The 18,299-nt window shown below is 60.9% G+C and carries 23 protein-coding genes; 22 read left to right on the top strand and 1 reads right to left on the bottom strand.

Features of this window, described 5'->3' with window-relative positions:
* Window positions 1-35: 35 nt before the first annotated feature.
* Window positions 36-473 carry a glycosyltransferase family 25 protein gene (locus LOKVESSMR4R_RS18480; RefSeq protein ID WP_087211872.1) on the top strand — a complete coding sequence of 146 codons (438 nt, stop codon included), beginning with the start codon at window positions 36-38 and terminating at the stop codon, window positions 471-473.
* An 8-nt stretch (window positions 474-481) separates the two neighbouring features.
* Here the strand turns inward: LOKVESSMR4R_RS18480 and LOKVESSMR4R_RS18475 are convergent.
* Window positions 482-1,707 (bottom strand): IS3 family transposase gene (locus LOKVESSMR4R_RS18475; protein ID WP_087211869.1). Its coding sequence is split into 2 segments (ribosomal slippage): window positions 482-1,365 and window positions 1,365-1,707, totalling 1,227 coding nucleotides; the frame shifts between segments, so codons are not numbered across the junction.
* A 746-nt stretch (window positions 1,708-2,453) separates the two neighbouring features.
* On the opposite strand from LOKVESSMR4R_RS18475, the gene LOKVESSMR4R_RS18470 reads away from it, so the two are divergent.
* From LOKVESSMR4R_RS18470 to LOKVESSMR4R_RS18370, 21 genes are all read left to right on the top strand, one after another.
* Complete coding sequence (locus LOKVESSMR4R_RS18470; RefSeq protein ID WP_087211867.1) at window positions 2,454-2,846, top strand: HNH endonuclease; 393 nt, start codon at window positions 2,454-2,456, stop codon at window positions 2,844-2,846.
* A 140-nt stretch (window positions 2,847-2,986) separates the two neighbouring features.
* Entirely contained in the window at window positions 2,987-3,427 is a 441-nt protein-coding gene (locus LOKVESSMR4R_RS18465) for a P27 family phage terminase small subunit (RefSeq protein WP_087211864.1), read from the top strand.
* Complete coding sequence (locus tag LOKVESSMR4R_RS18460) at window positions 3,414-5,081, top strand: terminase large subunit (protein ID WP_087211859.1); 1,668 nt, start codon at window positions 3,414-3,416, stop codon at window positions 5,079-5,081. The genes LOKVESSMR4R_RS18465 and LOKVESSMR4R_RS18460 overlap by 14 nt, the downstream gene beginning before the upstream one ends.
* Window positions 5,078-6,355, top strand: a complete 1,278-nt coding sequence (locus LOKVESSMR4R_RS18455; RefSeq protein ID WP_087211857.1) for a phage portal protein — start codon at window positions 5,078-5,080, stop codon at window positions 6,353-6,355. Before LOKVESSMR4R_RS18460 ends, LOKVESSMR4R_RS18455 begins: the two co-directional genes overlap by 4 nt.
* Window positions 6,352-7,266 (top strand): S49 family peptidase, encoded by a 915-nt coding sequence (locus LOKVESSMR4R_RS18450; RefSeq protein WP_087211854.1) that lies wholly within the window; start codon window positions 6,352-6,354, stop codon window positions 7,264-7,266. The genes LOKVESSMR4R_RS18455 and LOKVESSMR4R_RS18450 overlap by 4 nt, the downstream gene beginning before the upstream one ends.
* 91 nt (window positions 7,267-7,357) lie before the next feature.
* Complete coding sequence (locus tag LOKVESSMR4R_RS18445; protein ID WP_087211851.1) at window positions 7,358-8,665, top strand: phage major capsid protein; 1,308 nt, start codon at window positions 7,358-7,360, stop codon at window positions 8,663-8,665.
* A gap of 75 nt (window positions 8,666-8,740) precedes the next feature.
* Window positions 8,741-9,052 (top strand): hypothetical protein, encoded by a 312-nt coding sequence (locus tag LOKVESSMR4R_RS18440; RefSeq protein WP_087211847.1) that lies wholly within the window; start codon window positions 8,741-8,743, stop codon window positions 9,050-9,052.
* Window positions 9,053-9,087: 35 nt separating this feature from the next.
* Complete coding sequence (locus LOKVESSMR4R_RS18435; RefSeq protein WP_087211844.1) at window positions 9,088-9,657, top strand: hypothetical protein; 570 nt, start codon at window positions 9,088-9,090, stop codon at window positions 9,655-9,657.
* A complete protein-coding gene (locus LOKVESSMR4R_RS18430) occupies window positions 9,657-10,004 on the top strand; it encodes a head-tail adaptor protein (RefSeq protein ID WP_087211841.1) in 348 nt (115 codons plus the stop codon). Before LOKVESSMR4R_RS18435 ends, LOKVESSMR4R_RS18430 begins: the two co-directional genes overlap by 1 nt.
* Window positions 9,982-10,443: an HK97 gp10 family phage protein gene (locus LOKVESSMR4R_RS18425; RefSeq protein WP_087211837.1), complete on the top strand. Its 462-nt coding sequence runs from the start codon at window positions 9,982-9,984 to the stop codon at window positions 10,441-10,443. Before LOKVESSMR4R_RS18430 ends, LOKVESSMR4R_RS18425 begins: the two co-directional genes overlap by 23 nt.
* A gap of 3 nt (window positions 10,444-10,446) precedes the next feature.
* Window positions 10,447-10,707, top strand: coding sequence for a hypothetical protein (locus LOKVESSMR4R_RS18420; protein WP_087211835.1), 261 nt, complete (start codon window positions 10,447-10,449; stop codon window positions 10,705-10,707).
* Between the two features lie 2 nt (window positions 10,708-10,709).
* Window positions 10,710-11,096, top strand: coding sequence for a tail completion protein gp17 (gp17, locus tag LOKVESSMR4R_RS18415; protein ID WP_087211832.1), 387 nt, complete (start codon window positions 10,710-10,712; stop codon window positions 11,094-11,096).
* 11 nt (window positions 11,097-11,107) lie between these two features.
* Window positions 11,108-11,548: a phage tail tube protein gene (locus tag LOKVESSMR4R_RS18410; protein WP_087211830.1), complete on the top strand. Its 441-nt coding sequence runs from the start codon at window positions 11,108-11,110 to the stop codon at window positions 11,546-11,548.
* Window positions 11,545-11,895: a hypothetical protein gene (locus tag LOKVESSMR4R_RS18405; protein WP_087213594.1), complete on the top strand. Its 351-nt coding sequence runs from the start codon at window positions 11,545-11,547 to the stop codon at window positions 11,893-11,895. Before LOKVESSMR4R_RS18410 ends, LOKVESSMR4R_RS18405 begins: the two co-directional genes overlap by 4 nt.
* Before the next feature lie 8 nt (window positions 11,896-11,903).
* Entirely contained in the window at window positions 11,904-12,227 is a 324-nt protein-coding gene (locus LOKVESSMR4R_RS20665; protein WP_237331848.1) for a hypothetical protein, read from the top strand.
* A gap of 70 nt (window positions 12,228-12,297) precedes the next feature.
* Entirely contained in the window at window positions 12,298-15,393 is a 3,096-nt protein-coding gene (locus LOKVESSMR4R_RS18395; RefSeq protein ID WP_087211827.1) for a phage tail tape measure protein, read from the top strand.
* Window positions 15,393-16,292 carry a hypothetical protein gene (locus LOKVESSMR4R_RS18390; protein WP_087211824.1) on the top strand — a complete coding sequence of 300 codons (900 nt, stop codon included), beginning with the start codon at window positions 15,393-15,395 and terminating at the stop codon, window positions 16,290-16,292. The genes LOKVESSMR4R_RS18395 and LOKVESSMR4R_RS18390 overlap by 1 nt, the downstream gene beginning before the upstream one ends.
* On the top strand, window positions 16,292-17,050 hold the full coding sequence (locus tag LOKVESSMR4R_RS18385; protein WP_087211821.1) for a hypothetical protein: 759 nt from the start codon (window positions 16,292-16,294) through the stop codon (window positions 17,048-17,050). The genes LOKVESSMR4R_RS18390 and LOKVESSMR4R_RS18385 overlap by 1 nt, the downstream gene beginning before the upstream one ends.
* Entirely contained in the window at window positions 17,050-17,613 is a 564-nt protein-coding gene (locus tag LOKVESSMR4R_RS18380; protein ID WP_087211819.1) for a DUF4376 domain-containing protein, read from the top strand. The genes LOKVESSMR4R_RS18385 and LOKVESSMR4R_RS18380 overlap by 1 nt, the downstream gene beginning before the upstream one ends.
* A complete protein-coding gene (locus LOKVESSMR4R_RS18375) occupies window positions 17,613-17,885 on the top strand; it encodes a hypothetical protein (protein ID WP_087211815.1) in 273 nt (90 codons plus the stop codon). Before LOKVESSMR4R_RS18380 ends, LOKVESSMR4R_RS18375 begins: the two co-directional genes overlap by 1 nt.
* The gene (locus tag LOKVESSMR4R_RS18370; protein WP_087211812.1) at window positions 17,882-18,205 is read left to right on the top strand and encodes a hypothetical protein; all 324 of its coding nucleotides are present in this window, start codon (window positions 17,882-17,884) and stop codon (window positions 18,203-18,205) included. The genes LOKVESSMR4R_RS18375 and LOKVESSMR4R_RS18370 overlap by 4 nt, the downstream gene beginning before the upstream one ends.
* The last annotated feature ends 94 nt before the right edge of the window (window positions 18,206-18,299 follow it).

The raw sequence follows: 18,299 nt of genomic DNA, 5'->3' as shown, positions 1-18,299 counted from the left end.
GACCGCTCATCGGCTAGCTATAGCCGGTCAAGGCGATGCTTCGACTTAAATCCTATGTGGTGATAATGAAGGCAGTTTTTGCTCAAGTCATTAATCTGGACAGATCACCTGAAAGGCTAAATGCTATCGGTGCCGATCTTGCCCAAGTTGGTTTGGCCTGGTCGAGGGCAAGAGCAGTTGAGCCGAAAGCAGACTATGCTAGTACAACGCAACTCTATAACCGAGCACGTGCCAATTATTTTTTTGGGCGGGATTTGACCCGGGGGGAAGTTGGGTGTTTTTTGAGCCACTTGGCTGCGCTGCGCACATTGTTTGAAAGTGATTGCGATATTGGTCTGATACTTGAGGATGATGCGCAGCTCCAGAGAAATACAGACCAGATAATCTCGGAAATTTCTGCCACTTTAGACGTCAAAGAGCCGCTCTGGGCTTGTGTAAATCTGAGCTACACTACTGGTCTTGCCCCCGTTTGACCGGACACTCAGGCGGTTGCGGTTTGAGCTGCGATGAACTCGCGTGGTGAGCGCATTTTCAGCCCTGAGTGCGGGTGGTTGTCATTGTGGTCCTCGATCCAAGCGCCGATCAATCCAAGAACTGTGTGGGCGTCCGGTAACGGCGTCACCTGGACGTAATCGCGCTTCAGTGTTTTCACAAAAGCCTCCGAGATGCCATTGCTCTGTGGGCTCCGTACCGGCGTGAAGCAGGGCTTCAGGCCCAACTGGCGGGCGAAGATCTGCGTGTCCTTCGCGATATAGGGCGAGCCATTGTCAGACAGCATCTCGATGACCGACGGCGCACGGTGATCACCAAAGCGGCGTTCCACGGCCTCGAGCATGATATCGCGGATGTCGGAACCGCTGATCCCGATGTTCACCACGGCGCGCCAAGCGATGATTTCGCGGTCGTGCGCATCGATGATGAAGGCGCCACGGACGATGTCACGGTTCCAGCAGGTGAACTCGAAGCCGTCGCTGCACCAGCGCAGGTTCGAACGCATGACGATGACCTTGCCGTCGTGAACATGTTCAGGCCGCTCCGTGTATTTCCGCGCCAGAAGCAGGTTGTGTGCCTTCATGATGCGATAGACCCTTTTGTGATTAACGGCTGCTAACCCTTCCGGGCGCAGCTGCCGGTTCAGGATTGCCGTAATCCGCCGGTAGCCATAGGTCGGTCGGGCCGCCACCAGCGTTGTGATCAGCGGCACCAACGCCGCGTCTTGCGCTTTATAGTAGCGCCGACGCGGCTTCGTCCTGCTGTTCAACCTGTCAATCAAGTTCGAGCGGGCCACACCCAGCGTTTCAGCCACGACCTTCACTGGAAATCTCCCCTCAGCGGCGACCGCACGTGCAAGATCTGTTTTTTTGAGCGTGATTTGTCCAACGCCTCGCGCAGGATCTCGGCCTCCAGCGTTTTGCGGCCAAGCTGGCGTTCGAGTTCACGGATGCGATCTTCCATCTGTCGGACGACCTTGTTGCTGGTCACGTCATCATCCTCTGACACGGCGACACTTCCTCCCTCCAGCATGAGCCTGCGCCAACGATACAATAGATTAGGGGCCACGCCATTACGGCGTGCGACCACAGAAATGCTGGCCCGGTCATCCAGCGTTTCTTCGACAATGCGCAGCTTCTCGGCCGCGCTCCAGCGACGACGACGGCCGCCATCAGTGATGATTTCTATCTCAGACATAAGCACGTGCTCAGGCATATACCTAAGCCTCCATGGTTATGCCCAAGTGTCCGGTCGAAAAGGGGGCCAGTTCAACTACACGTCTTCGCCGTCGCATGATTGTGCCTATAACCGCCAACAAACTATATAGGGCCTATCAATTTCCTTTGCTCTCTTCCGCCCTGCTTTGGGAGAAAGGTCATGCAAAATCATTCACTAAATGGTGCGAAGTGGTTGGTCTTTATGCACCATTTGATAACCAGCTTCGAGATTGGGTTTCGTTCGGAAATCGTGGAATTTCATGTGAACATCCACCAGTAGGGCTTCGTGAGTTCCCGACGACGATCGAAAACCGACCTGCCGTGAAACCTTCAAACCTATTAAGTCCAAAAAAACATAAATTCAGCCGATTTGAGTTGAGGCAAAAGGTGCCATTGTATTGGCGAAGTGGGCTTTCGTATTTGGCGAGATGGTAAAATTACGATTGGGGTGGATCATCTGTTTGTCGCGGTAGCCTGACTCCTGAGCGATTGGACGACTAATGTCGACCGACTGCGTTGTGCCGCATAGGAGTCGGTCTCGTTACCTTAAATAGCTAATCTAGTGAACTAGCGACGACGATTGGTGATTTTTTGGCACGGTTGCGCAAGATGTAGTTGACAAAAGCAGTCCACAGAACCTACCTCTTTTGTCATCATCCCAAGTTGCGCCCGCCGGTCTACACCGCCGCGGGCGTTTTCTTTGGCTGATCGCTCTCTCAGCATCATCATCCGAAAGGGGCAGCAATGGCGATCCGCAAGGTCTGCGTCGCACCCGGCTGCGATGACATGGCGCTGCCCGGTCTCGCGCATTGCGACGAACACGAGGCTGCACGGCAGGACAAGCTCGCGGCACGTCGTAAGGCTGCGAAAGGTTCGGAGGTCGCGCAGGCAGGCATCGCGCTCTATCGCACCAAGCGATGGCGCGAGGCGGCCAAAGCGCACCTGCGACGGCATCCGCTGTGCCGCGACTGCGAGGAGCTTGGTGCCCTGGTCGAGGCGCGCGAGGTTGATCACATCGTGCCGCATCGTGGCGATCCGGCGAAGTTCTGGGACCGCGGAAACTGGCAAGGGCTGTGCAAGTCCTGCCACAGCCGCAAGACGGCCGGCGAAGTGCTGCATCGCGCAGCGAAAGGCTGACCGCTGCGACCATTGCGCTAAAGGGGGGGGTGGTCGAAAAATCAGGGCGGCGGACAGAAGACCGGACGGGATACCTTTCATTTCACGGCCGCGAAATTGGGAGAAAAAGCCACAAGGAATAAACCAGAGGAGACAGGAAGATGAAGGGTCGCAAGCCACAACCGAGCAACGTGATCCCGATGAAAGGGGCCGCACCGCGCCATGTGCCCGAGGCACCCGAATTCCTCAGCGAGCAAGGCCGCAAGGTCTGGGAAGAACTGGCGCCGGTGATGGTCATGAAGGACCGGCTCGAGCCGCACCACGTCTACCAGTTCGCGGCCTATTGCGAGAGCGTGTCGAACTTCATTGCGGCCACCCACACACTGGCCTGTGAGGGGATGTATTACGAAACCATCACCCGAAACGGGAAGCAGCAAAAGATTACTGCGGCCAGCAGGTTGCAGGAAGGAGCAATGGCGACGATGCGCCAGAACGGGGCGCTATTCGGGCTGTCACCGGTCGATGATGCCCGTCTCAAGACCGGCGCGCAGGGGGATCTATTCGCCGATGTGCTGGACCAGTTGAAGAATGGAACCGATTGATCACCCCGTCTCGCGCTACGCCATTGGCGTGGTGGCGGGCGACATCATCGCAGGCGATCTGGTGCGCATGGCCTGCGAGCGGCATCTGATGGACTTGGAGACGGGCAGGGACCGTGGCCTCTATTTCGACTGCAATGCGGCGACGATGGTCACGCGGTTTGCCTCGATGCTGCAGCACACGGCGGGGCCGATGGCCGGCAAGCCGCTGCACCTCGAACCTTGGCAGGTGTTTCGGCATGGCTCGGTCTTTGGATGGAAACACGAGGACACCGGGCTCCGGCGGTTCCAGTCCACCTATCACCAGGTGGGCAAGAAGAACGGCAAGACCACCGACACGGCGGTGCCGATGATCTACACGCAGCTCTTCGACGGCGAAGAGGCACCGGAAGGCTATTGCGCAGCAACGACGCGCGACCAGGCGGGGCTGTTGTTCAAGGGGATCAAGCGGATCATCCGGCGCTCGCCGTTCCTGGGCGCGATGATGAAGGTCTGGCGGACATCGATCGTCACGCCGAAGTTCGACGGCCAGATTGCGTGCCTCTCGCGCGAGGGCGACAGTTCGGACGGGATCAACCCGTCGTTCCTGGCGCGTGATGAGATGCACCGCTGGACCGATCGCGAGCTGGCCGAGACGATTGTGGAATCGATGATCGCGCGGGCGCAGCCGATCGACTGGGTGATCACGACGGCGGGCCATGATCGTGGGTCGCTCTGCGGAGAGCTGCGCGGCTACGGCGAAAGTGTTCTGCGCGGGGATGTGAAGGATGACAGCTTCTTTGCCTATATTGCGGAACCGGCGGCGGATTGCGATCCGACGGATCCGCGCTCCTGGGCAATGGGCAATCCGAACCTCGGTGTGAGCAAGCAGCGCGGTGCGATGGAAAAGAGCCTTAACCGGGCGCTGGCGATTCAAGGGCAGATGCCGAACTTCCGGCGGTTCCACCTGAACCTCTGGACCGAGGGTGCGGAAAGCTGGATCGCGCGGGATGTCTGGGACCAGGGGCTGGCCGCTGCGCCATTCGATGTCGAAATGCTCTATGGCCGCAAGGCATGGGTCGGGCTGGATCTGTCTAACAAGGTCGACACGACGGCGATCGTGGTGGCTGTGCCGGTAGACGGGCTGATCTACCTGATCGCCTACACGTTCCTGCCCGAAGGCCCAAAGGGGTTCATCGCGCGGGCGCAGTCGGAAAAGCGGGAATATGTCGGCTGGCGCGACGATGGCTGGCTAGAAATTCACACGGGCGGCAGCATCGACGAGCAGCAGCTGGTGAACCGGCTCGAGATGATCCGGCAGAAGTTCGACCTGCAGGAAGTGGCCTACGACCCTTGGGGCATGAAGTACTTGGCGCAGCAGCTGGACAAGCGGCGGTTTCCGATGGTCGAGCACCGGCAGGGCTATGCCTCGATGTCGAACCCGATGAAGCGGTTCGAGGAACGGGTCGCGCAGAACCGCATCCGGCATGGTGGCAATCCGGTGCTGGCTTGGCAGGTCGGCAATGTGCATCGCGACGAGGATGCGGCCGAGAACGTGAAACCAAACAAGAAGCGCTCGAGCGGGCGGATCGACGCGGCTGTTGCGGCGATTATGGCCGTCGGGCGGGCTGAAGCAAACGAAGGCAAGCGCAAGGCGCGGGAGATTGAAACGGTATGAAAATCCTCGACCGCATCACCGGACGAACCGCGCGGGCGCAAGAGCGGCCCGTTGCACGGATCGAGCCGCAGCTGTCGGCCTCGGCGACGCCCATATCCGGCACGGCCCATCCAGAAAGCTGGCTGCGCAACATCGGGTTTGGCGGGCAGAGCCGCGTCAAATCGCTACCGCATGTCTCGCCCGAGATCATGCAGCGGCACGCCACGGTCTTTGCCTGCTGCAACATTATCGCGGGCGACATGTCCAAGGTGCCGGTCAAGCTTTACCAGCGCGATCTGGACGGCAAGGAAACGCGGGTGCGCGAGCATCCGGCAGCCTATCTGCTGAACGTCGAAAGCAGCCCCGGCGTTGCGGCGATCACCGCACGGTTCGCGCTGAACTATGCCTTCTGCCTGCGCGGCAGGGCCTATGCCTTTGCGCCACGCGATGGCGCGGGCGAGCTGGTGATGATCGACACGATCAAGCAGCAGAAGGTTGCCGAGCTGAACTATGGCCGCAGCTGGTTCTACGACTTCGAGGATGGCGATGGCGTCCAGCGACGCGCGCCGAGCCGGTCGATGCTGCATATGCGCTACATGGCCGAGGATGGCTGGACGGGACGCAGCCCGCTCGAGGTTGCTGCCGAAAGCATGGGGTTGGCGCTGGCCGGGCAGGAGGCGGCGGCGCGGGCGGCATCGGGCACGCAGATGCGTGCCTTCCTGAAAATGGAAGATGTCTACGAGGACGACGAGGACTTCCGCCGCAACGCCCTGCGGGTTCGCAATGCGCTGAACGATCCCGAGGCAAACGGGATCCCAATCATCGGGTCCGGGGATGACATCACCAGCCTCGATCTCTCGGCCGCAGATCAGGAGCTGTTGTCATCGCGCAAGTTCGACCGCGAACAGATTGCTGCGATCTACCGCGTGCCGCCATCCAAGCTGCAGCTGCTCGAGCACGGCGTCAAAGCCAACGGCCAGCAGCAGGCGATCGATTACAAGTCGGACTGCCTGCTGCACTGGGCAGGCTTCATCGAAGGGCAGATGCGCATGGGACTGCTGACCGAGGCCGAGCGGCGCAGCGGGCTGTTCTTCCGGCACGACTTCAACGCGCTGCTGCAGTCTACGACAAAAGAACGCTACGACGCACTGATCAAGGCCGTGGGCGGTCCCTTCATGACCTGGAAGGAAGCCCGTGAACTCGACGGGCTGCCCGACCTGCCCGAAGGCGAGATGCCTTATCCGCCGCCGAACATGACGCGTGACGACGACCCCAGAGAGGAAGACGAGACATGAGAAACACGATTGCAAGCTATATCGGCGCGCAGGCGATGGCCGTCGATGTCGGGTTCGGCGCCGGCCTCTTGGGCATGGCGCTGCCGACAGCCGAACAGCCCGTTGCTGCCTTCAGTGCCGGCGGCGTCACAATCCAGCGCGGCGAACGCTTTGCGATCTCGCGCGGCGTCGGTGTCATGCCGGTGCGCGGGATGCTGACGCCGAACTCCGAGATCCTCGAGCGGTATCTTGGCTGGTCCACCTATGTCGGCATCGAAGACACGGCGGCACTGCTGGCGGCGTCCGACGAGGTCGCAGCGGTGGTGCTGGAATTCGACAGCCCCGGCGGGCTGGTCATCGGAATGGACGCAGCCGTTGCGGCCGTCGCGGCGCTGGCAAAGGTCAAGCCGGTCTATGCAATGGTCAACCCGCTGGCCGCCTCCGCTGCCTATCACATCGCCAGCCAATGCACCTCGATCGCGGTGACACCGGGCGGCGTGGTCGGATCGATCGGCGTGATGCGCGCAGGGTCATGGCCAGTCCAGCCCGATATGTACGGCGAGGAATGGTCGATCGATCTGTCCACGCATGCCCGCGCCAAATGGCCGAACCCGACCACCGAGGCCGGAAAGCGCGAGATCGCGCGATCCTTGGATGAAAGCGAGGCGCGGTTCCATTCGAATGTGGCGGCAGGTCGCGGCATCGATCCCGCGGCGCTGACATTGCAACTGTCTGTCACCGATGATCCGGTGGATGGCGGCGCGATCTTCTACGCCGATGACGCCATCAAGCGCGGTTTGGCGGACAGCCAAGAAACCCGCGCCGCATTCTACGACCGCGTGATGTCCGCACACGCGCCCGCCCCCAAGGGCCAAGCCAGAAGCGCCTTTGCTGCCCGCGCGGCTGCATCCGCCGCACTCGCCCTTACCTGAACCACGCCTCGCGCGTGTTTGCCTGCCCTGCCATCCGTCGGGGTTTTTGTCGTGCCGCGCGAGAGCGGGCCATTTCAATGGAGAAGCTACCATGCCTAAAGACCTCAACGACCTGCGCCGCGACCGCAAGACCGCTGCCGCAGCCATGCAGACCTGTGCCGACAAGATCGCCGCGCTCGAAGCGGCGGAAACGCCCGATGCAACCGCGATTGCTGCGGCCGTCGCGGAATTCGAGACCGCCGAGGCTGCGTTCAAGGATGCCAGCGCCCGCGTCATCCGCGCTGAAGCCGTCGAAACGGCACAAGCCGCCGCTGCCGGTGAAGGTGATGTCCAGGACCCGCCCGCACCGCGCCCTGCCGCCACAGCCAAGAACCCCGAACACGCCGGGATCGAGATCGGCTTCATGATGTCTGCACTCGCCAACAACAAAGGCGACAAGGACAAGGCGGTCGCGCAGCTCGAACGCGACGGTCATAGTGGGATCAGCGCGTCGCTGACCGGTGCGACGGACGGTGCCGGCGGTGTGACTATCCCGCGCGCGCAGGCCACCGACATCATCGGCCTGCTGCGCCCGCGCGTGACAGTGCGTGCCTCGGGCGCGCGTACAATCGACATGCCCGCAGGCCAGCTGCGTCATGCGCGCCAGTCCTCTGCCGCGACGGCCACCTATGGCGCCGAACTGGCAGCGACGGTGCCAAGCCAGCCGTCGTTCGACACCGTTCAGCAAAACTTCAAAAAGCTGACCAGCCTTGTGCCGATCTCGAACACCCTGCTGCGCCAGTCCAGCGTGGCCATGGCAATGCTGGTGCGCGATGACATGATCCGCGTCATGGCGCTGCGAGAGGACCTGGGCTTTCTGCGCAATGACGGGACTGGTGATCTGCCGAAAGGTCTGCTGTCCTGGGTGCCCGGCGCAAACTTCGAGACGGGTGTCGCGGCCACAGCCGCCGCAGCTGAAGCGGCGGTGCGCCGTGCCGTCGACCGCGTCGAGGAAGGCAATGTCGCCATGGTGCGTCCGGGCTGGATCATGCGACCGTCGGCCAAGAACTGGCTGGCCAACCTGCGCGATCCCAACGGCAACCTGCTGTTTACCAGCATCGACCAGAACGGCACCCTGCGTGGCTTCCCGATTCAGACAACGACGCAGTTGCCCAACAACCTTGGCGCAGGCACCAACGAGACCGAGGTCATCTTTGCCGATTTCGACGAGATCATGATCGGCGACAGCCTGGTCGTCACGATCAGCAGCTCGACCGAGGCGGCTTACTTCGAAGGCGGGGTCATCAAATCCGCCTTCCAGAATGACCAGACGCTGATGCGCACTGTGGCCGAACACGATCTGGCACCTGCGCATGACGCTGCGATCGCGGGCTTTACCGGCGTCGACTGGTCGCTCTGATCCGCGACCCTGACCATGACGCCGCCGCATGATGCGGGGGCGTGACCTTTTCAACATCTCTGACGGAGACACCATATGAAAACCGCAATCAAGTTCACCAAGCACTATGACCGCTACAACCCCGGCGACATCGCAGGCTTCGAGCCTGACGTCGCCAAGCGTTTGACCTCCGGCGAAAATGCCGTGGCCGTGGCCTATGACGCCAAGGCCGAGGCCAAGATCGCGAAGGCCACGACCGCCACGGCGACAGACCTTGCCGCTCGCGAGAAAGCCCTTGCCGAGAAAGAAGCCGATCTGGCGGCGCGCGAGGCGGCGCTGGCCAATGCCAAGCCCGCAACCGGTGCCGCCTTGCCGCAGCAAGGCAAAACCAAGGAAGCGGCGAGCTGATCGGCATCGACTGAACACGAACGCGGGGCAGCGGTATGAGAGCAACGAGCGAGATTGGCGCGGCCGTCACTCCCGAGGAGTTTCGGCGCGCAATACATCTTGAGGAGCCTGCAGACGATCTGACGATTGCAGGCTATCTGTCGGCGGCGCAGGAGGTGGTCGAAACCGCTTGCCGCCGTCCGCTGCTGCCCCGCGACGTCATCATCGAGACCCGGTACCTTGGCGGATCCTGCTGGTGGTTTCCGGTGGCGCCGGTTCAGTCGCTGACGACGGTCGCGGCGCAGGCTGACGATGGTAGCTGGACCCATCTCGGCACTGAAGGTGTCGTCTTGTTATCTGCCTTCGATGAACCAAAGCTGTGGATTGCCGAAGGATATCTGGCCGACCTGCGCGACGGTACAGCTTTGCGCGTGACGGCATCGGTCGGCTATCTTGCGGGCGCGCTGCGCAAAGGCATGTGCCAGGCCATCATCATGCTCACCAAGGAGTGGTATGACGCCGGGATCGCACTCGAGCAAACAGACGCACTGAAGGTCTCGTTTGGCGTCGAGCGGCTGATCAAGCAGAACCGCTACAAGCGGCCAGCCGAGTGGGGGCACGGCTAATGGTGCGCAGTCTAGATCGGCTGGTGCAGTTCCGGCGGGCGGGGACGATTCAGACGGCGTTCGGCCCGCGCGAGGGCGTGTTTGCTGATCACGGCTCGCCGGTCTGGGCGAGCAAACAGGATGTCTCCGATGGTGAGCGGTGGCGGGCAGGCCAAGTCTCAGCCCAGATCACGACGCGGTTCGTCGTGCGATGGACTGCCTTCACGGCAGCGCTGCGCCCAACCGACCAGCTGGTCTGCGGCGGCGTCACCTACGAGATCACTGGCATCAAGGAACCGCTGGGCCGTCGCCAATGGCTCGAAATCACAACAGCAGCGCAGGTGGATGGTAATGAAGATCAGGACTGAAGGCTTCAAGGAACTTGACGATGCGCTCGGTGAGCTGAGCAAGGCTGCAGGCAAGGGCGTGTTGCGGCGCGCACTATTGAGCGCCGCACAGCCGATGGCGGCCCTGGCAAAAAGCTATGCGCCCGATGATCCGAACACCGGCGGCTTCGATCTCAAGTCCTCGATCATCGCAGGGACCAGACTGTCGCGGGCGCAGACCAAAGCGCACCGCAAGATGTTCCGCGATGATCGCGCGGCGGTCGAAGTGTTCGTTGGGCCGGGTCCATTGCCGCAGGCGATCCAGCAGGAGTTCGGCAACATCAATCACGGGCCGCAGCCCTACCTGCGGCCTGCCTTCGATCAAGATGCCCGTGCGCTGGTTGACCGGTTGGGCGAAGAACTGGCCGACGAGGTGACCAAGTCCGTCGCACGTGCGCGCCGCAGGGCGCTGAAGGGATAATCCATGCCGCATTACACAGCTGAAAACCCCGATCACCACGGCGCAACCGTGTTCCTCGATGGTGACGAGATCGACGATGTTGTCGAGTGCCACGATGAAGAAGGCTGGGTTGTGGTGTTTGACCGGCAGCCAAATGGCGATCTGAAACTCGCGGGCGATCTTGTCATCGTGCACGGGGAGGATGGTGAGACCTCCGTCCATGGCAGCTGCATTGCAACGATCCGTCATTACGGCGTGGTCACTGTCCAGCTACCGGCGGCCTGACTATGGAAGAGGCATTCCGCACGATCCTCGCCGCATCGCCTGCGGTCAGCGGCATCGCGGGCGACCGGATCAACTTCGGCACCAATGTCCAAGGCGCACGCTATCCGCGGATCGTCATGTTCACGATCGACGACGCCGAAGGCCATAACCTCGATGGGCCGGACGGTCACTCGATCGGGCGCGTTCAGGTCGACTGCTACGCGATGTCTTACGAAGAGGCCAAACTGCTTTCCCGCACCGTGCGTGCCGTTCTCGACGGCTACAGCGGCGACGGGTTCCAAGGTGTTTTCCACGCGCTGTCGCGGGACACACGCGAGGGCGGATCAAACGAGGCCAAGCGGCCTTTCCGCGTCTCGCTCGACTTCATCACCCACTACAACCCAACCTAACGGAGGCTCATATGAGCAAGCAAATCATCGCCTACGGGGCAACCGTAGAGCGTTCCAACGACGGCGTGGCATGGGAAAGCATCCCCGAAGGCAAAGGCGTCGCCGTGCCTGTGGTCGAGACCGAATACCTCGACGCCACGTCCCTCGACAGCCCGAACGGCTTTCGCGAATACGTCAAAGGCATGAAAGATGCCGGCGTGATCAGCGTGCCCTGCGGCTACACTGCCGACGGCTATGAGCAGCAGCTCGCAGACCAGGCGGACGACGCGCCGATCTTCTACCGCACGACGATGAAAGCGGCTGTCGGGCAGGCGACGGGCGACATCTTCGAGTTCAAAGGGTTTCCAACCCCGATGCTCGAAACCGGCGCGCTCGGCGAATTGGTCGGCATGTCCATCAGCATCCGCACCACCGGCGACGTCGAATGGACGAAAGGGACAGCAGCAGTATGATCAGTAACGTTGAATTCGAGCTGAACGGCACGGTGTATACCATGCGGATCAGCACCAATGCCCAGGTGCGCTATCAGCGCGCCGCGGGCGAGACCTTTCTCACTGGCCTTGCTGCCATTGAGAAAAGCCCGTCCGACACCGAACGCTTGCGCCGCCTTGTCTGGGCGGCACTGTCGCACATCGACGGGCTGAACGAAGACGCGGCCGGCGACATCATGGACGAGCTGGGTATCGAAGCGGCTATCGGGAAGCTGTCCGAAGCGGTCGCGGTGGCTTACCCAAAGGCCGCGGCGGATGCATCGGGAAACGGCGCGGGGCCAGCGAAGATGGCCCCGGCGAAGCAGTAGACCCGTTCATGGAACTGCTGGGCCATTGGTGCGCCGCTGGCCTGCAGTATGAACGGTTTTGGCCGCTGACGATCGCGGAAATCGTGCTGGTGCTTGAGGGCGAACACAAGCGCCAGATCGGCCAGCATGATCAAGCGCGGATGCGAAACTACGAACTGGCGCATTGGCTGACCTTTGCGCAGCACGATCCCAAGAAGATGCCAAAGTTTGAGCCGACGGCCCCGGTCGCGGATCCGCATGCCAGCAAAGTAAAATCGGATGAGGCGGATCAAGCGCAGGTGCGTGGGTTCTTCATCGGCCTCGCCCTGAAATCGAACAGCCGAAAGCGCTGATACCATCCATCTGCTGTGACCAAACACCGACTCCTCGGCGGTCATTGGTGCAGCCGCAAAGGTTTCTGAAATGAGCAAAAGTGTCATCGGCAGCCTGAGGGTTAACCTCGGGCTGGACAGTGCCGACTTCACGCGAGGGCTTTCGCAGGCGCAGCGCAAGCAGGGCGACTTTTCCAAATCGCTCAATCGCATGGAAGGCAGCGCGGTCAAGGCGACACGCGGCATCACGCGGGCGCTTGGCGGCCTCGCGATTGCCGCAGCTGGTGCCTTTTCAGTCGGCCAGCTGGTTCGGCAGATTTCGACATTTGAAACCTCCATGTCGAAAGTCGCAGCGATCAGCGGTGCCACCGAGACCCAGCTGCGCGCCCTGCGCGATACGGCTCGGACGTTGGGTGCCACGACCGAGTTTTCTGCGTCGCAAGCCGCCGATGGTCTGGGCTTCTTGGCAATGGCCGGCTTCAACGCGAAAGAAGCTTTGGACGCAATCCCGTCCGTCCTCGACCTTGCCACAGCGTCCGGCATGGATCTTGCGAGCACTGCCGACATTGCGTCCAACATCATGTCGGGCTTCGGGATAGCAGCTGGGAACGCGGCAAACGTATCCGATGTCCTTGCCGCTGCGTCTAGCCGAGCGAACACAAATGTTAGCCAGCTGGGGCAGGCGATGTCGACGGTAGCACCTATCTCGGCTGCCCTTGGCATCGGCCTTGAAGACACCGCCGCTGCAATCGGTGTCATGTCTGACGCTGGTATCCAGGGTGAACGGGCCGGCACGGCTCTTCGTGGTATCCTGGCTGCCTTGGCTGGCCCGACGGCAGCGGCGCAAGAAGCCTTGGAAAATTACGGGCTTACCATCGATCAAGTCGATCCCGCCACGAACGGGCTTGCCGAGGTCATGCAGACCCTTGGTGAGCGCGGACTTTCGACGGCTGACGCGATAGCGATCTTTGGCCGCGAGGCAGCGTCGGGGGCGTTGGTTTTGGTTGAAGGCGCGGCACGGGTTGCTGAATTTGGCAGCGAGCTGCGCAATGTAGACGGTGCAGCCGCCGACATGGCTAACACTATGCGCGACAACCTCGGGGGCGACCTCACCACGCTGCAATCGACAGTTTCCGGCTTAATCCTAGCGCTTGGCGATGCAGGGCTGACTCAGGCAATCCGCGGCGTGATCCAGTTCGTGACGGTCCTGGTTGGTGGCATCACTGATCTGGTGAATGGTGTCTCTGCCGTTGCTCAGATGATCGCCAACAACATCAGCGTTTTCGTTGGGTTCGGCGAAACGCAATCAGCCACTTCGAAGGCCGTCGACAACATCGTTCTGTCGCTTGCGGACGAAGTATCCGCGATCGCTGCTGTGACGCAGGCCTTGCCGCCGGGTATTGAGCTGAGCCGTCGCGCCGCCGAAGGAAAGCTGCGCGAGGCCAGCGCGATTTACGCGAAGATCGAAGCGGCAAGACAGGAAGCGCGTCAGGCGGTGCTGTCGTCGGCAGAGTTTCGGAGCCTTGGCGTCGAAGTGGAGCTCGCCAATGAAGCCTTGGCGGAGAACCGCAATCAGGCGCAGCGCATGGCCGGAGGTCAATTCGCGCCGATCCCCAACGAATATCGCGAGAGCATCGCGCAAACAGCAGAGGTGCTGCGACGCGCGAGGATTCAGCAAGAGGCTCTGCTCTCTGGCGCTGAAATCGAGACGGAAGCCTATGAAGAGGCTGGACGACAGATCAAGCGCCTCGAGGATGCACTCGCCAGCGCAACTGGCGATGTCGTCGTCATGGGCGAAAGCCTGATCACTCTCGGCGACAGGGGCGAGGTGATTTTCGGCGATGTCGTCACCGCCGCCGATACTGCTACCAGCGCACTCGGCGGTGCCGCCCGCAACGGTATGGCGACGCTCGACAAAGCGGCCGAGGATCTGGGTAAGACAATGTCGGGGCCACTGTCTACTGGCGTCGATGGCGTCGCAGATGCCTTCGGTGATCTGGTCATGCGCGGGTTTCGGGACTTCAAGTCCTTTGCGGCCAGTATAGTGTCTAGCTTCAAAGATATGATCCGGCAAATAGTCGTTGCGGCTGCGCGCAACAAGATCATGCTGAGCCTCGGTATCGGCGGGTCCGGCATCGGGACTGTCGCAAGCGCAGGGCAGGGCGTCCTTGGCAGCCTTAGTGGCGCTGGCGGGCTTCTGGGCGGCGTTGGGGCTGCGGCGAGCACGATTGGCGCGGGCTTTATGGGCGGCGCGAACTTCTTTGCATCGGGCGTTGCGTCCGGCGGCATCGGGGGCGGTTTCTCTGCTATTGGCACAGCTCTATCCGGCGCGACAGGCGGACTGGGCGGGCTGGCCGCTGCGGCTGGCGCTGTGGCCCTGCCATTGGCGGCTGCGGCTTTGGCTATCGGCGCGTTCCGCACAAAGACCAAGGAACTGGACAAGGGTCTTGACGTCACGGTCAACGCGATGGGCGCGACCGTGAAGGAATTCGAGAAGATCCAGAAAAGCCGTTTTTTCGGCCTGTCGCGGCGCACAAGCACCAATGAACGGGTCGTGCAGGACAGCGCCATCGGTACCTCGATCGCGGCGATGCAGGATGGTGTGCGCCAGGCGGCGTCTGCGCTTGGCTTTGGCGCTAACGCGTTCGCCGGGTTCTCATATGATTTCCGGCTGTCTCTTAAGGGACTGTCCGAAAGCGAAGCAACAGCCGCTGTTCAGGATCAGCTGGCAAAGATGGGCGATGCGTTTGCGTCACTGGTCCCGCATATCGGCAGCGTGAATGAGCTGCTTGAAGTCGCCAATCAGCGCGTCCAGCTTGAAGACGAGCTCTTGCGATTGCAGGGCCGCGATATGGAGCTGCTGAACCGGCAGCGCGAACGGGAACGAGCCGCAATCAACGCGCTGAACCTGCCACTGCTGAACCAAATCTATGCATTGGAGGATCAAGCAGCTGCCTATGAGGCGATCCAGCGAACAATGGACCTGTTTCGCCAACCGCTCTCGCTCGACAGCAACAGGTTCAACGACCGCTTCACGGCGACAATTTCGGCTGCGGAAGATCGGCGCTTTCTGGTCCAGAAAGAAGCCGACGATGCCCAACTGACAGAGCTCAAGCTGATGCGATTGGCGCTTGAGCGCCTAGCCAACGAACAGCGCGACATTCGGCTTTACGGGGGGGTGGTGTAATGTTCATCGGATCGATCAAAGACCTCGACCTTGCGGATGTGACGTCGAACCTGCCGGAAACAGAAGCGCCGGCGTATAACGGCGCAACGACCTACGTCATCGGCGATGAGGTAATCTTTGCCCATGTGATCTACGGCTGCCTCGTCGACGGGACTGTTGGCAGGCAGCCCGACCTGTTTTCAAGCAGGTTCCAGACGCCGCAATATTGGCAGGTCAAAGGCCCAACGAATGCCTTCGCAGCGGTTGACGGCGTTCTGTCCACGATCACAGAAAACACGTCTGGAAACATCGTTTTTACGATCGACAATTTTGCGAACATCGCAGGGGTTGGGATCTTTGAAGCATTCGGCGCCACAGCGAAGGCTGAGTTTTACAACGCGTCTGACACGCTGATTGCCACTCAAACGATCAACCTGCTCGGGTTCAGTCTGAATAGCTATTACGACTGGCTATTCACGCAACCGAGTTCTGGCGACACCAACCATATCTTCAAAGATTTTCCCGTGAACAGCGTCCGCGTCACAGTGACCATCGAAGGCGACCTTACGCAGCTTGGCGAGGTCAACATCATCGACGACGGATACAACATCGGTCGGGCGCTTTACGGCACAACGATCCGTGTCGCCAGCCGATCAATCTATGAGGACGACGAGTTTGGTGTGCCGCGCTACGTGAAGCGACCCAGCCGGGTAAACGCCACGTTCGAGATCTTTGGCGAACAGGTGTTCATCGACACGCTCTGGGGTGATTTGCGCAGGCTGTCCGGTGATCGCGTTGTTTATGAGGCCGAACAGGGCCGTTCGGTCACGACTGGAGTTGGGATCGTGCGGGACATCACCGTCCCGATCAACTTCCCTGCTGGCTACATTTTCTCACTTGAAACAGAAGGGGTGCAGTAATGCCCAGACCCACCACGCCGACGCTGGCGCCATACACCTCGCAACTGCCGGACGTGAACAACCCTGCGACCTGGGCCGAGCGAACGCCGCTGTTTTGGAATTGGGTCACAGGCCCCGGATACACAAACCTGGCCGACCTGTTGACATACAGTGAAGCTGCGATCGATTTCATCGACGGCGCACTTCTTGGCAGCGAAACCCTGGTTGATGCTGTCGCAGCCATACCATTAATTGGTATCCCTTTTCCTGTCTGGGACCACATCACGGGTTGCCCTATTCCCAGCAATGCAGGCAGCGCAAAGTTCATCAAGCTGACAGCCGGCCTGACAGGGGTGGGGCAATACAACGAAGGGCTTTTGACGAGCGAAAGCGTGTCTGGCTCTGCGCCTGAGATCACGGCAACGGCTGTCATTGTCGGGGGTCCGATGGATGGGCAGACGGTGCCGCTGATAAACACCGAGCAAGCGTTTCTGCGGCCACGCACAACGTCAGGGACTCTGCAGACACAGTCATCACAGGACCACAAGCACAGAAATTCGATGGGTTTCGATGATGGACGCTTCTTTGGGTGGCTGCAGGGTGACAACACCCCATTTTTCGGCAGTGAACTCATTTCAAACGTTGGTCGAGTGTCTGTCGTTTTAAGCCCAGAAGGCGGTCAGGCCGTTCGGGTCGCCTACACTGACGTAATGCGAGACCTGTCTGGTGAAACGCGTCCGCGCAACCGTTCTGTGACCTATTACATGAGGACCGTCTAATGCCTTTTGCAGCCAATGGACAAATCAGCACCACGGATTTTGACGGGGCGGTAGAAATCAGCCAAGCGCAGTATAACGCGGCGCTCGAAGGCATGATGAACGGAAAGGTGGTCGTTGTTGATGGCGGGTTTGCTGTCGTTGATCCGCCAGAACCGGAGCCGAAGCCAGAGCCAGAACCTCTGACGCCGGAAGAAGAACTCGCTGCAATTCACGCAGAGATCAACGCCGAACGCGACCGTCGCTTGCGGGCCGACTTTGCCTTCGCTGGCAAAATGTTCCAGCGGGACGCGGTGTCTTTGGCGCGGATCACGGGAGCAGCGACGCTGGCAGGGTTTGCAATGGCGCAAGGTGCGGGCGCGGGCGATCTGCGTTGGGCCAACCCTGACCGCGATTTCATGTGGATCGCTGCTGACAACAGCCTGATGCCGATGGATGCGCCTACCGCGTTTGATTTCGGTGCAGCGGCGGCGCAAGTCGAGACAGAGATTGTGTTCGCCGCTCGTGCTTTGCGCGAGATGGACCCGGTTCCCGACGACATCGCAGACGATCAGTGGTGGCCGTAATGGACGAGCCGACAACGCGCTGGTGGAAAATTTTTGACGCCTGTTCGCAACTGCTGAACATGATCTGGCCGTTCTGGTCGGCGGCATCAAGCAACGCAAACGAAAGCACAAGCGGGCGCTGCTACCGAGAGGGCCGCTGGTTCCGGCATGTGATTGACTGGTGGTTCCGCGTGGTGCGGGGCGAGATCGAGCATTGCCGCAGCTCGCATTACGCCGACATCGACCGCGCCTGGCGCACAACGACACTGGACGATAGGAGCGCGCCAGAATGACGATTCAGAAACCTGTATTCACGCCGACCATGAGTTTCGGCAACATCGTGCAAACGCTGGTCTTGGTCGCGGGCCTGACGGGTGGTTACACGATGCTGCAAGCGCGGTCCGAGCAAAACACCGACCAGATCCTTGAAATCAAAACCCAGATCGACCGCGCTCTTGCCGGTAACGCTGCGCAGGTCGATGCCCTTACCGTCCGCATCCGCGCCTTGGAATTGTCCAGCGCCCGAGACGACGAGCGTTTCACCAATATCCTGCAATTTATGAGCCGGATCGACACTCGGCTTGAGCGGATCGAGCAAAGGGCATCGCCGTGATGGGGGCAGCGTTGAGCGGCCTCGCGCAGCGTAGGTAAACGCGACCACTTTTTTACTTTGATCGGCCCGCCCTGCGCGGGCTTTTTGCATTGGA

This window comes from Yoonia vestfoldensis, assembly GCF_002158905.1.
In the GTDB taxonomy this organism is placed as follows: domain Bacteria; phylum Pseudomonadota; class Alphaproteobacteria; order Rhodobacterales; family Rhodobacteraceae; genus Yoonia; species Yoonia vestfoldensis_B.
This window is presented reverse-complemented; position numbering and strand designations above follow the sequence as displayed.